Genomic DNA, 14440 nt, shown 5'->3' on the forward strand with positions numbered 1-14440 from the left:
CTTCACTTTTGACTGGCGGCCTGCTGCTGCTGCTTCTTCAACTCGTAGGCATAACGCATCTTTTGGATGGCCTCCTGCCGCTGTTCTGTGGTGAGAGGAATCATGGTAGAGAGCACCACTTCCATGGTACCGCTCGGCCGCATGAAGAAATCATCGAGCGTGCGCCCGAAGCGCGACTGCACATCCTCCACCGCCAACGCCAAATCCGGCCCGATTTGCGCCGCCGCCTCGATCTCTAGGCTGGAGACGGAATGGCAGACAAAACAGCGGTTGTCCACGAAGAAGGCACCCGGCCCCTCGCGCATGCGCTTCTCCTTCTCCACCTCGGCGGCGGTGGGAATGTCCCGCACGTTGTGATTGGGCAAATACTGCAGCGGGAGATTCGTCTTCTTCCAGCTCATCACCAGCATCGCCAGCGCCTGGGCATCCATGCTCGAGAAATTAAAATTCGGCATGACGGTTTCCGGCACCAGTTCCTTGGGATTCTTGAAATGCGCCACGTGCCAGGTGAAAGCCGAATGAAAGCCCTTGATCCGCTCGTAGTTGTATTGTTCCGCCGACTTGTCCCCCACCCAGGTCAAATCCGGCCCCACCGTGCCGCCGCGGCCATTGACGACGTGGCAGGCACGGCAGCCTTTCTCATTCACCAATTGCTTGGCGCGGTTGAGGTAGCTTGCGCCCTTCGTCTCCTTGTCGTAGCGATGGCAGGCGTTGCAATTCATCTGCATCAGCGCCTTCTTGTCGCTCATGACGTAGAATTCCCCCAACTCACTGCCCAGCACCGGTTCCTCCCAATGTTCCACTAAACCGTGCGCCGCGTGCGTGTCGGTGGCATAGCCCTGCCCGCCGTGACAGCTCGTGCAGCCGTATTGCGCCACCGGATGCTTCTGCAGAATTTCCTTGGGATGGGTGCGAAACGGTTGTGGCGCGTTTTCCAGGCCCTTCCATTCGACCCCGAGATGGCAGGTGACGCAGCGATCCGCTTTGTCAAGCTCCCGAACGTAGACCTGCTGCAGCCCCGAGGGTACCATCGCGGCACGCTCCGGCCCGAGCTTCTCCGCCACGTGGGTGCGGAACTCGGATTGATACCGTTTCCACTCCGGCGTGTAGTACTGATAGAAGATGAAGCCGGTCAACAACAACACCGCGAGGCCGAGCAAGCTCACGACGAGCTTGTCTGTTTTCACAAAGGTGAGTTTGTCTTTGATGGTTTTGTGATCCATTGTTCTTCCTTAACCGTTAAGCATAGGGCATGGCGCGAAGCGCATAGTATAAGCTATACCCTATGCGCTATGCCCTCTGCGCTCTGCTCAGAACTTCACCGGCATTTCCGGCCACGCTTCCCACGGCCAGTAGAAGTTCCAGTACGGACCGCGCAGGAACGTGCCGATGATCATGAACACGATGATCAGGACGCAAATGCCCAGGAATATCCAGTTCTGCGTGCTGCGTTCTTTCGCAAACCACACGCCGACACTGTTGAGACTCGACTTGTCGCGATAAGGCCACCACACCGCCAGCGCCAGCAGGACGGCCGGCAGCAAGATGCCGCCGATCAACGCGCCGTTGATGGTGAAGGAGCCGATCTTGACGGTGGTGATCGTAACGATCTCTTGCAGCCAGAGGAAGTACCACGGCGCCTTGGCCGGGTTGGGCGTCACCGCGGGATTGGCCGGCGCTTCCAGCGGCGCGCGGAAGATGATCGTCAAGACGAAGGTCGCGGCGAAGGTCAGCAGCGTCACCAGCCAGATGCGCCGCAGCAAATGCGGCGACGAAGCGACGGTGTTTTTTTCCTCATCCACCATTGTGTTCTGCACGTGCACCGTCGTGCCGTTGGTAATGCCGAGCAGCGAGTAGGTTTTGGATTTAACCGGCGCGATTTTCTCCGGGCTTTGCTGCAGAGCTTCCCGGTCGGTCACCGCCAACCCGCCGTCCTTGCGCACGCGCCACATGTGATAGGAAAACAGCAGCAGCACCAACAGGGGCAGGAAGAAAACATGCAGCACGTAGAAGCGAATCAGCGTGTTTTGATCGATGGTGTTGCCGCCCAGCAGGAAGAAGCGCACCGCCTCGCCGGCCAGCGGCGCCGAGCGCGCGATGTTGGTGCCGACGGTGATCGCCCAATACGCGAGTTGATCCCAGGGCAGCAGGTAACCAGTGAAGGACAGCAGCAGCGTGAGCAGCAGCAGCACCAGCCCGATCATCCAGTTCAACGGCCGGTTGGCACCGGCCGCGCTGCCGTTCTTGTAGGCGCCGGTGAGAAAGACACGCACCATGTGGAGAAAAACGGCCGCCACCATCATGTGCGCCGCCATGCGGTGCATGCCGCGCAGCAGCCAGCCAAAGGAAACGACGAATTCGATATCCTTCACCGAGGTATAGGCGCGCTCCACCGAGGGCACGTAGAGAAACATCAAGATCAAGCCGGTGAAAACCAGGATCATGAACAGGGCGAAGGAAATCGTGCCGAGCCACATGGAGTAGTTCCACGACAGGCTGGCCTTGCTGATCTTGTTGGGGAACCAGTGCAGCATCAGGTTTTTGACGATGGCATCGCCGGCTTCTTTATCACTGCCCGGCCGCCACGTCCAGGTGAGCTGATCGTAGAGTTTTCTTGTTGAGGCTGTAACAGGCATGCTCGACTCCACTCGTTTGTCGCAGCGCCTATAGGCGCCGAGGCTTTGCGTTAACCAAGAAGTGTGCTCTGCGTTGAAGGGTTGCACGAAGTTCAAGCGTTCAGCGCCGGAAGGCGCCACTGCGAACAGATCACACCGTGAGCCGGAAATTCTGCTCGACCTCGCTGCCCAGGTCAATCACCAACTGGCCGTCATCCGGAGAGAGTTCGAGCTTGTGCCATTGCAGCGGCCGCGGCGCCGGCCCGGCGTAGTTCGTGCCATCGGCATAGAATTTCGAGCCGTGGCAGGGACAGTGAAACTCGAACGGAATCGTCTGCTTCTCGCCGCCGATGGTGACCTGCTTGGGTTGATTTAGTTTGGTGTATTTCACGGTGCAGCCGAGATGCGTACAGGCCGCGGAAATGGCATAAAATGACTTGCCCTCTTTGAAAACATACAGTCGCTTGTCCTCCAGAAAAGTCACACCCTCCGCCAGATTGGCCGGCAGTCCGATCTTGAACTTCTGCGGCGGTTCATACAACACGTTGGGGATGAGCGCACGGAATGACTGCCAGCCGAAGCCTGCCAGGCCCGCCAGCAGGCTGCCAAGCCCGAGTTTCTGCAAGAATGCCCGCCGCGTTTCCGGCAGCAAACCGTTGCCGGCCGCCGGTGTCTGAGATTCAGTTTTTTTGAAGAGCTTCATGTCACTCCTGCCTCATATGAATTTTTGCACCGCAAAGGGAATCGCAACCACGGAAACTTCTGAAAACGGAACCCGACCGGTGGCCGATGCTATCGTTCCTTTTCCTCGTAGTAAAACACTTCCATCGTCATGGCGTCGGTGGGGCAGCGAATGGCGCACAAACCGCAGCGAATGCAGGTGTCGTCATCCTTGAGCATGGCCGTCGCCGGCTGAAAGGGATCGAGCTGGTAGTGATCGATCAGCCGGGATTTGGTTTCCTGATCGAATGCGAGCTGCTCAAACGGCACGAGCTTGAGGCAATACTCCGGGCAAACATCGACGCAGCGGTTGCACATCACGCATTTCTCTGCGTCGTAGATGGTTTGAATGTGGCAGGCCAGGCAGCGCTCCGCCTGCTGCCGTGCTTGCTCTTCCGTATAGCCGCTCTCGACTTCGGAAATGCCGGTGCGGCGCTCCAAATCGATGGTGGGCGGCGCTTCCCGGCTGTGCTGTTCGAAATCCTCCGTCCGGCTGAAGCGCCGGGTCGGAATCTTTTCGATGGAGAGATGATAGAAAGTCGTGAGCTGGGCGCCGCGCAAGTATTCATCGATCGACAGCGCGGCGCGCTTGCCGTTGGCAATGGCATCGATGATGTTGCGCGGGCCGAAGGCAACGTCGCCGCCGGCATAGACGCCCGGCGCCGTCGTCGCCAGGGTCGCCGGATCAATCTTGATGAATTTGCCGGGCGTCAGCTCGATGCCGTCGGAGGATTTGATGAAGGACAAATCAGCCTGCTGGCCGATGGCGAGCACGACCGAGTCGGTTTCGAACATCTCTGAGTATGTCGGATCGTATTGTGGATTGAAGCGGCCGTTTTCGTCGTACGTCCGCTTGACGCCGATGAACTCCACGGCTTTGACCTTGCCGTTCTCGCCCAGGAAACGCCTGGGCCCGCGCTGTGGATGGAAGATGATGCCCTCGCGCTGCGCTTCTTCGAATTCTTCGTGCCCTTGTGCGGTGCGCAACACTGGCATCTCGGCGAAAGACTCCAGGCTGGCGATATGCACTTCCGCGGCACCGGCGCGCATGGCGGCACGCGCCGCATCCACGGCGGCATGAATGTCCCCCGGCTCTGCTTCCGGGCCGCCCCGCAAGGCCATCCGCGCCGCATCGAACGCGACAAATCCGCCGCCGATCACCAACACCTTCCGGCCGAGATTGACGCGATAGCCGTTGTTGATGTTGATCAAATAATCGATGGCTTTGATCACGCCGTCGAGCTGCACCCCTTCGAGGTTGAGTTCGCGGCCCCGCTGCGTCCCGACCGAAACAAAGATGGCCTCATAGCCTTGCTGCTTCAGTTCGGCAATGCCGAACTGCTCCGTGAGCGGGGTGTGGTAGCGGATCTCCGCGCCCAGGCTTTTGATTTTTTCGATCTCCTTGTCGATCAGGCTGCGCGAGAGGCGATACTCGGGAATGCCATGCCGCAGCATGCCGCCGGCCACGTTCGTCGCTTCGAAGACCGTGACGAGGTAACCCATCAACGCGAGATCATGCGCGCAGGAAAGCCCGGCCGGACCGGAACCGATGACCGCTACTTTTTTGTTCTGCACGACCTGCTTGCGCGTCTGAATCTGCACCGGCAGATGCCAGCGCCACTTGTTGCCGGCCTCCGCGCCGCCTTCGAACAGACTGTCCTGGGTATCGGGCGCGAGCGACTCGACGCCGAACTTGTCGGTGACAAAACGCTTGAGCGCACGAATGCTCACCGGCGCGTCGATCTTGCCGCGGCGGCAGCGGTCTTCACAGGGCGCGGCGCACACCCGGCCGCAGACGCTGGCAAAGGGATTGGGCGAGCGCGAGGTGAGATAGGCCTCGCGATAGCGCTGTTCGGCGATGAGCTGCACGTAACGCCCGGCGTCGGTGTGGATTGGACAGCCGATCTGGCACGGCACCAGGTCCTGCCAGAAGGCCAGGTCGGGAATCGTGACGGCGTATTTTTCAGACATAAAAATCCGATTTTTAGTTGCCCAAGTGAGATACAAACGCTGCGCCAATCAAATAGGACTTTTCTATCTTGTTTTTTCAGGGCGGTTTGGCGTCGCCCGACCGAGCAGCAGGCTTCTTTTTTGCAATTCTGCAAATCGGGTCAGCGGGTTTTCGCAGAAATGCGAAGGACGCCGCACACCGTCTCAGGAGGTGCGCGGCTTGCTTAGGGAGATCTTGGGTTTGGTGGACTTCCGGCTCGGCCGGCGGCCGAGCTTGTGCGCCAGGGAGCTCTTCGCGAGGGTCTCGCTTCGGAGGAGGCTGACGATCGAGGCGCGAATCTCCTTCCAATTATCATGGAAGGGACACGGGTTGCGGTCGCCACAGGTGGGCAGGCCGAGGGCACAGCTTTCCACGAGCGCCGGCCCATCGATGAGGGCGACGACCTCCATGAGCAGAATCTGATCGGGACGGCGGGCAAACGCAAAGCCGCCGCTTCGTCCTTTGGTGGAGGTCAGGATGTCACCTTTCACCAGAGATTGAAACGTCTTGGCCAGAAACGGAGCCGGCGTGTGCGTGCGCTGCGCCAGTTCCTGAACGGTCCAGGATTCCTGCTCCTCCTGGCGTGCCATTTCGAACAGCGCACGCAGGGCGTATTCACAGGCACGGCTGAACAGAACCGGCATGACGGGCATCTCCTTCTGAAGTCTCTCGACACAGCTTCACCGCCTCTTCCACGGCCTTGACACGCGCAATATAATACGCCCGGCCGGCAAAAGCAATAAATAAGATAAAAAAATCCGAAAAAGTGCTTGACAATGGAAAAAAGAGGCTTATATTTGCGCCAGCCTCAAAAAAGGATAAAAAAGTCCATTATTTGTCGCCGGGCGACTGCCTCTTTCCAACCCCATCGCCGGGACCTTGCCTCCGGCGGGAAAGGATACGCCATGCCTCTGCGCCAGTTCATTGTGCTGTTGCTGCTGTGGGAACTCTGCGCCTGGCCGGCAGACAGTTCCGCCCAGGCCTCCCGGGAACCTGCCGCCTCCCCGCTGCCGCGCCTCCGTCCCTCCCGGATGCTTCCGCCCTCCTCTGAACTGCTCGCCCTCGGAAAGAAAACCTACACCAAAGAATGCGCGCCGTGCCACGGCCTCGATGGCCGCGGCCAGGGTGAGGCCGCATATTTGCTCTATCCCAAGCCGCGGGATTTTGTGACCGCACAATATCGCCTCGTCTCCACCTGGGAGAGGCAGCCGACTGATGTTGATCTCTTCACCACGATCTCCCGCGGCATTCCCGGCTCGGCCATGCCCTCGTGGGCGCATTTGCCGGAAGAAACGCGCTGGGGTCTCGTGCACTACCTCAAAACATTCGCACAGAATCCCATTAACCCCGACACCGCTGTAAGTGAAAGCGGCACGGGCGTCATCAAGGTTCCGCCGGCGCCGCCGTACACCGCCGAGGCCGCTCAGCGCGCGCAGGAATATTTTCGCGATGCCTGCGCTTCCTGTCACGGTGGGAAAGGCAAAGGCGATGGCGTGCAACAACAATTCGACAGCGAGGGCTATCCCACCCGCCCGCGCGATTTGACCGTCGGCGTTTTCAAAGGCATGGCCGCGCCGCAGGAAGTCTATCGCCGCATTGTTGCCGGTCTGCCCGGCACACCAATGCCGATGAGCGATTGGGCCTATGGTAACGATGCGTGGGATTTGACGCATTTCGTCCTGTCGCTGTCGAGTCCGGAGCAGCGTGAACGTGCAGAGATGAGAAAATTCGAAATCGTCGCGCGTTATGTACCGCTGATTCCCGATCATCCCGATGCCAGCGTTTGGCGCGATTCGCCGAACATGAATCTGCACATGATGCCGCTGTGGTGGCGCAACGATCGTCCTGAAATTTTGACCGTGCAAGCAGTGCACGACGGCAAAGAGCTGGCGCTGCGCCTCATGTGGTATGATGACACCAACGACAAAACCGCGATGCGCGTGCAGGATTTCCGCGACGCCGCTGCCGTGTCGTTCACGCTCGATCCCGATCCGCCGTTTTTCGGCATGGGCGAGAAAGGCCGTTTCGTCAACATTTGGATGTGGAAAGCCGAGCGGCAGGCGGATTTGGAAGCGGCATTTCAAGACCTCGACAAAGTCTATCCCAACCTCGGCATCGATTCGTATCCGAATTCGATGCGCTCGGCGCTGGAGCAACCGACGCGGCATGCGCTCACGATGGAATCCGATCCGACGTTTATCACCGGCTGGGGCGCGGGCAATATCGTTTCCGATCCCACGCGCGAAAGCGCCGCCGAAGCGCTCTATGCGCAAGGCTTCGGCACGCTCAAAGCGCATCCCATTCCCGATCAAACCGTGACGGCCAAAGGCGCTTATGACATCGGCACCTATCGTGTTGTCTTTCGCCGCGCGTTCAAAGCCAGCGTGAGTAATGTCAAAGCCGGCAGCAGCGCCGCGAAGATCAGCACGCTCGATTTTGTTCCCGGCCAAACCGTGCGCGTCGCGTTTGCCGTGTGGAATGGCCATGCCGGTGATCGTGATGGGAAGAAGTCGGTGACGATCTGGCAGGATCTCGTCATAGCCAAATAAATCCTATCACTCTCTTACTGCTACTCGTACTCATACTCGTCTTTACCGGTTTTAAGAGCGAGCAGGAGTAGGAGCAGGAGTATGAGCAACGAGGAGAAACTTATGTCCGAGCACAAAATTGAGAATTTCGGCACCCTGAACCGGCGCCAATTTCTGCGCTGGCTGGGCGTCGGCGCGGGAACCACGGTCCTCAACATGGGGCTGCCGCTCAATCTGCTCGCCACCGCGGATCCGGATCAGAATCCCCTCGCCGGCCAGATTGACCGCAATTGGGAAAAGATCTATCGCGACCAGTACAAATACGATTCGTTTTTCGATTGGGTGTGCTCGCCCAACGATACGCATGCCTGCCGCGTGCGCGCGTACGTGCGCAACGGCATTGTGACGCGGCTTGGCTCGACCTATGATTATCAAAACTACGCCGACCTGTACGGCAATCACGCCAGCCACAATTGGAACCCACGCCAATGCGCCAAAGGCTTCACCTTCCACCGCGTCATTTACGGCCCGTATCGCTTGAAGCATCCCATCGTGCGCCGCGGCTGGAAAGCCTGGGCCGATGCCGGCTTTCCCGAATTGACGCCGGAGCTGAAAGCGCAATATAAATTTGACAGCCGCGGCGATGATGAGTTCGTGCAAATTTCCTGGGGAGATGCGTTTGATTGCGTTGCCAAAGCGCTCGTCGCCATTTCCACGCGCTACAGTGGCGACGCGGGCAAGCAGCGATTGCTCAGCCAGGGTTATCAGCCAGAGATGGTCGAAGCCACGCAGGGCGCGGGCACGCGCTGCGTCAAGATGCGCGGCGGCATGGGCCTTTTGGGGGTGTTGGGAAAATACGGCATGTATCGCCTTAATAACTCGCTCGCGCTGCTCGATGCCAAAATTCGCGGCGTCGATCATCATCACGCGCTGGCCGGACGCAACTGGGCGAATTACACCTGGCACGGCGATCAAGCGCCCGGCCAGCCGTGGGTGCACGGCCTGCAAGCCTCCGACTGCGATTTCAACGATCTGCGCTTCTCGAAACTGATTATCATGGACGGCAAGAATCTGGTGGAGAACAAACTCACCGATTCGCACTGGTTCATCGAAACGATGGAGCGCGGCGCGAAGATCGTCGTCATCGCGCCGGAATACGGCCCGCCTTCCACCAAAGCCGATTATTGGATTCCAATTCGCCCGGCCACAGACGCCGCCCTGTGGCTGGGCATCACCAAAATCATGATTGAAAACAAATGGTACGACGACAAGTTCGTCAAGCAATTCACCGATCTGCCGCTGCTGGTGCGCAAAGACAATCTCAAACGCCTACGCGCCACCGAAGTTTTTCCGAATTACCAAAGCGATCTCAAGCCCGACGGCCCGTCGATGAAAATTCAGGGCATGACCAAAGAACAGCATGACAAGCTCGGCGACTATGTGATTTGGGATGCGCAGGAGAACAAGCCTCGCGCCGTCACGCGGGATGACGTCGGCGAGACCATGGCGCAGCAGGGCATCGATCCGGTTTTGGACGGCACGTTCAAAATCAAATTGGTCGACGGCAAAGAAGTCGAAGTCGCCACGCTGTGGACGCTTTATCAAGTGCATCTGAAAGACTACGACCTCAACACTGTCGTTGAAATCACTCACGCGCCGAAAAATCTCATCGAACAGTTGGCGCAAGACTTCGCGACGATGAAGCCGGTGGCGATTCATCAGGGCGAGGGCATCAATCACTGGTTTCACGCGACGGAGATGAACCGCGCCGCGTATTTGCCGCTGATGCTCACTGGCAATATCGGCAAGCCCGGCGCCGGCTGTCACACCTGGGCGGGCAACTACAAAGCCGCGCTCTTTCAAGGCTCGCCGTGGACCGGCCCCGGCTTTAAAGGCTGGGTCGCGGAAGATCCGTTCGAGCCGAATCTCGATCCAAATGCGCCCGGTAAAGGCATTCACGCGCACGCCTATACCAAGGATGAAGAGCCGGCCTATTGGAATCATGGCGACAAGGCGCTGATCGTTGAGACGCCGAAATATGGCCGCAAAAATTTCACCGGCAACACCCACATGCCGACGCCGACCAAGGCGCTGATCTTCAACAACGTCAACCTCATCAACAACGCCAAGTGGGCCTACGAGATGATCAAGAACGTCAACCCGAATATCGAAATGATCGTCTCGATGGATATTCAGATGACGGCTTCCATCGAATATGCCGACTTGGCCTTGCCGGCAAACTCGTGGCTGGAGTTCGAGGATTTGGAAGTCACCGCGAGCTGCTCCAATCCCTTTCTGCAAATTTGGAAGGGCGGCATCAAGCCGGTCTTCGACAGCAAGGATGATTTGGCGATTCTCGCCGGCATCGCGAAGGCGTTGGGAAAAGTGACGGGCGATTCGCGTTTCACGGATTACTTCAAATTTGAATACGAAGGCAAACGCAGCGTGTACTTGCAGCGGTTGCTGGATACGAGCACGACAACCGCGGGATACAAGCTCGACGACATCATGGCGGGCAAGTATGGCCCTCCCGGCGGCGCGCTGATGTTGTTCCGCACCTATCCGCGCATTCCGTTTTACGAGCAGATCAAGGACAGCGAGCCGTTCCACACTGACACCGGCCGCTTGCATGCGTATGCCGATATTCCCGAAGCCATCGAATACGGCGAGAATTTCATCGTGCATCGTGAAGGTCCGGAAGCCACGCCGTATTTGCCGAACGTGATTGTGAGTTCCAATCCCTTTATTCGTCCCGATGATTACGGTATTCCGTTGACGGCTGAGCATTGGGATGAACGCACCATTCGCAATGCCAAGATGCCGTGGGCGCAAGTAAAGAACACGAAAAATTTCCTGTGGGAAAAAGGTTTTCAATTTTACTGTTTGACGCCGAAGACGCGGCATCGCGTGCACAGCAGTTGGTCGAACGTGGACTGGCACATGCTGTACGATTCCAACTTCGGTGATCCCTACCGGCTCGACAAGCGCTCGCCGAGCGTGGGCGAGCATCAAATTCACATCAATCCGCAAGCGGCGCGGGATCTCGGCATCAACGACGGCGATTACGTTTACGTCGATGCGAATCCGGCGGACCGGCCTTACATCGGCGCCAAGCCCGACGAGTTTTTCTATCGCGTCTCGCGCTGCATGTTGCGGGTGAAATACAATCACGCCTATCCCTACAACATCGTGATGATGAAGCACGCGCCGTTCATCGCCACGGAAAAAAGCGTGCGCGCGCACGAAACGCGGCCCGACGGCCGCGCGCTGTCGGAGAACACCGGATATCAATCCAATCTGCGCTACGGTTCACAGCAATCGATCACGCGCAACTGGCACATGCCGATGCACCAAACCGACAGCCTTTTCCACAAAGCCAAAGCGACGATGGGTTTCATCTTCGGCGGCGAGGCCGACAATCACGCGCTCAACACCGTGCCGAAAGAAACACTGGTGCGCGTCACCAAAGCCGAAGACGGCGGCATGAACGGCGCCGGCATTTGGCTCCCGGCGACGACAGGTTTCACGCCGGATAACGAGAGCGCGTTTATGGAGAAGTATATTGCGGGTGAGCTGATTGCGATTGTGGAGTGATGGACTTTGGGTTCTTTGAAGCGTAGCGCAGGCAGCCTGCCTGCTTGTGCCGACTGAAAGCGTGCATTGCTTTGCGCGCTCGGCACAACATTCAAGTATAGCCGGACTCGAAACACGGCCACGAACCGTGCTCGCGTAAATGCAAAAATGAGAAGCGGGAAAAAAGCAGCCAATCACACAGGATTGCCATCGATCCTGGCAAGTTGATTCTCGGCGAGACAAAATGAATCGCCAGGTTTGCGGCAGGCGGCGAAAACAAAGCAACGTGAGGCTCGCCGGAGAAAACTCTGGGTGCGGCCAACGAGGAGAGAAAAGATGCCCTATGACGACCCTGATCCCACCGATCCCAATATGCTGGTGGGTGTTGAATTGCCTGGCACCGCGGAGAGTACGCGCGACATGGCCTACGTGTTCGCGGAGGAATTTGCCCGGCTGGGATTCGAGAAACGCAGATTGCTGAGCATTTTCCGAACGCCGTTCTATGCCGGCGCGCATCGCGCCCATCTCGAGTTGGGTGAAGCGGAAATCGAAAAAATCATCGACGAGTGTCTCGGAATTTGGGGGAGAGTGAAGATTAGTATCGAAGAGTGAGGGGCGAAAGACGACGGGAGAGGGATGCAGAGAAAAGTACCCTTCGCCCATCACCCATCGTCCTTCAACCCACAAGCCGTTTCACTTTTCACGTTCCACGAATGGCAAGGAGCAACCCCATGCCCAAAGTCTTCAACTGGCAGCTTGGCCGTGACATGGAATATCCGTATGCCGCGGCTTTTCCCAAGCGGCAATTCGCCTTTGTCTTCAACACCAATCGCTGCCTCGCCTGCCAGACTTGCACCATGGCCTGCAAGTCCACCTGGACCTTCAATAAAGGCCAGGAACACATGTGGTGGGCGAATGTCGAGACCAAGCCCTACGGTGGCTATCCGCAGTTTTGGGACATGAGGATTCTCAAACTGTTGGAGGAAGCCAATCCCGGCGGCCAGGTTTGGAGCAAACAAAATGGCGCGGCGAAATTCGACGGCATGACGATTTTTGAGGCAGCACAAAAGAAGCTCACGCCGGAAAGCGCGCGCGTGTTGGGCTATCTGCCGGAAGATCACGAATGGAATTCTCCCAACATTTACGAAGACAATCCCAAAGGCAGCAAAGGTGTCAAACGCCAGCCCATTGAGTTGGACCAGGAAGGCGTGGCACTGCCGGTACACAAGACGTGGTTTTTTTATCTCGCGCGCATTTGCAACCACTGCACTTATCCCGCATGTTTGGCGGCGTGCCCGCGCAAAGCGATTTACAAACGTCCGGAGGACGGCGTCGTTTTGCTCGATCAAAAAGAATGCCGCGGCTATCGCAAGTGCGTTGAAGCCTGTCCTTACAAGAAGAGTATGTATCGCGGCAACACGCGCATCTCCGAAAAGTGCATCGCCTGCTATCCACGCGTCGAAGGCAGCGACCCGGAATCCCAAGGCAAGCCGATGGAAACGCGCTGCATGGCCGCGTGCATCGGGCAAATGCGCCTGCAGGGCCTGGTGCAGATGAACAACGACGGCACGTGGAAGGAAGATCGTTACAATCCGATTTATTATCTTGTGCACGTAGCAAAGGTCGCGTTGCCGCTGTATCCGCAGCTTGGCACCGCGCCGAACGGCTATTACATTCCGCCGCGCTGGGTGCCGCGCCCGTACTTGCGCCAAATGTTCGGTCCCGGTGTGGACGAGGCCATCGAGCGCTACATGAATCCCGATCGTGAGCTGCTCGCCGTGTTGCAGTTGTACCGGCGCTCGAATCTGATCATCTTCAACTACAAATTTCAAGAAGGCCCGAAAATCTACGAAGGCACGCTGCGTGGCAAGCCGGTGACCATCTACAACGACACCGTGATCGCCTACGGCAAGGACGGCGAGGAGCTTTTTCGCACGACGGTCGAAGAGCCGGTGTTCGAACGTCCGGCGCAGCATGCGAATTCGATCTAGTAATTCAAATTCTGAAGTTCAATACCCAAGGTCGCTCCCAACTAAAATGTCATTCTGGAAGAATCCCTTTTCTGATCAGCACCATGCTTGATATAAGAAGATTCCTGCGGATTGACATGATCCTGCTAGTGGGTTCGCGTGGGAAAAAAACTGAATGAGTCGCTCATGAATAGCCTCGACCTGCACGAAATCGACTTGGCGCTCTGCCGCAGCGCGATGTATGAAGCGCTGGCCCTCGGTTTTGGCGCTCCCACCCCTGCGACCATCGCACGGCTGATTGCAGAACGTCAAAATCGCGACCTGGCCGAAATCGCGGCGATGCTGCAGTCGAACTCGCAAAGCGAAGAATCGGATGGCTTGGCGGCCTGTGTTCGCCAGTTGCGCCTTTGTGCCGATGCCCGCGCTTTCGAATCTCTGCAAATCTCGCATCGCCGTCTGTTCGGGCACACCGCGCATCCGCCAGCGCCGCCGTACGAAACGGAATACGGCGAAGAGGCGCTCTTTCAGCAGCCGCAGGAATTGGGCGATATTGCGGGATTCTACCAGGCCTTCGGATTGAAAGTGAATGCGTTTGAGCGCGTCGACCATGTCCGTTGCGAGTGCGAGTTTCTCTGCTTCCTGAGTCGCAAAGAAGCACATGCGCTGGAGGAAAACGCCGCGGAGATGCTGCAGCAAACCCGCCGCGCGCAACGGCTCTTTCTCAAGGATCATTTTGGAAGATTCGTGCCCGCTTTCACCAAACTGCTGCAGCGTGAAGCACCGGAGAGTTTCTATGCTGCTCTCGGCTCCTTCTGCCATGAGTTTGCCCGCCTGGAATGCGGCCGCTTTGGCATCCCGCTCGGCTCGAAGCTGCTGCGCCTGCGTCCGACCGACTTGGCAGATGAGGGCATCGATTGCGGCTCCGGTGACGAACTGATTCAAATCACCAAACGCGCTTCGGCTTCCACTGTGGTTGCGTGAAATGTGAAGCATTACCCGTGGAGCCTTCCCGCTCTGCACTTTGCACTGTGCGCTATGCGCTCT

The 14440-nt window shown here is 58.0% G+C and carries 10 protein-coding genes; 5 read left to right on the top strand and 5 right to left on the bottom strand.

Annotated elements, in window-relative coordinates:
* Positions 1-2: 2 nt before the first annotated feature.
* The 5 genes from L6R21_22780 to L6R21_22800 all read right to left on the bottom strand — a co-directional run bounded on the left by L6R21_22780 (position 3) and on the right by L6R21_22800 (position 5969).
* Entirely contained in the window at positions 3-1223 is a 1221-nt protein-coding gene (locus tag L6R21_22780) for a c-type cytochrome (GenBank protein MCK6562035.1), read from the bottom strand.
* Positions 1224-1310: 87 nt separating this feature from the next.
* Entirely contained in the window at positions 1311-2636 is a 1326-nt protein-coding gene (locus tag L6R21_22785) for a cytochrome b N-terminal domain-containing protein (GenBank protein MCK6562036.1), read from the bottom strand.
* A gap of 130 nt (positions 2637-2766) precedes the next feature.
* On the bottom strand, positions 2767-3318 hold the full coding sequence (locus L6R21_22790) for a ubiquinol-cytochrome c reductase iron-sulfur subunit (GenBank protein MCK6562037.1): 552 nt from the start codon (positions 3316-3318) through the stop codon (positions 2767-2769).
* Between the two features lie 89 nt (positions 3319-3407).
* On the bottom strand, positions 3408-5306 hold the full coding sequence (locus L6R21_22795) for an FAD-dependent oxidoreductase (protein MCK6562038.1): 1899 nt from the start codon (positions 5304-5306) through the stop codon (positions 3408-3410).
* 183 nt (positions 5307-5489) lie between these two features.
* On the bottom strand, positions 5490-5969 hold the full coding sequence (locus L6R21_22800; protein ID MCK6562039.1) for an Rrf2 family transcriptional regulator: 480 nt from the start codon (positions 5967-5969) through the stop codon (positions 5490-5492).
* A gap of 261 nt (positions 5970-6230) precedes the next feature.
* Between L6R21_22800 and L6R21_22805 the strand changes: the two genes are divergently transcribed.
* From L6R21_22805 to L6R21_22825, 5 genes are all read left to right on the top strand, one after another.
* Entirely contained in the window at positions 6231-7874 is a 1644-nt protein-coding gene (locus L6R21_22805) for an ethylbenzene dehydrogenase-related protein (protein ID MCK6562040.1), read from the top strand.
* 102 nt (positions 7875-7976) lie between these two features.
* Positions 7977-11447, top strand: coding sequence for a molybdopterin-dependent oxidoreductase (locus L6R21_22810; GenBank protein MCK6562041.1), 3471 nt, complete (start codon positions 7977-7979; stop codon positions 11445-11447).
* Positions 11448-11762: 315 nt separating this feature from the next.
* Positions 11763-12038 carry a hypothetical protein gene (locus L6R21_22815; protein ID MCK6562042.1) on the top strand — a complete coding sequence of 92 codons (276 nt, stop codon included), beginning with the start codon at positions 11763-11765 and terminating at the stop codon, positions 12036-12038.
* Between the two features lie 119 nt (positions 12039-12157).
* Positions 12158-13417 (top strand): nitrate oxidoreductase subunit beta, encoded by a 1260-nt coding sequence (locus L6R21_22820; protein ID MCK6562043.1) that lies wholly within the window; start codon positions 12158-12160, stop codon positions 13415-13417.
* Between the two features lie 165 nt (positions 13418-13582).
* On the top strand, positions 13583-14377 hold the full coding sequence (locus L6R21_22825) for a molecular chaperone TorD family protein (GenBank protein MCK6562044.1): 795 nt from the start codon (positions 13583-13585) through the stop codon (positions 14375-14377).
* The last annotated feature ends 63 nt before the right edge of the window (positions 14378-14440 follow it).

Source organism: bacterium, assembly GCA_023150945.1.
GTDB lineage: Bacteria > Zhuqueibacterota > Zhuqueibacteria > Zhuqueibacterales > Zhuqueibacteraceae > Coneutiohabitans.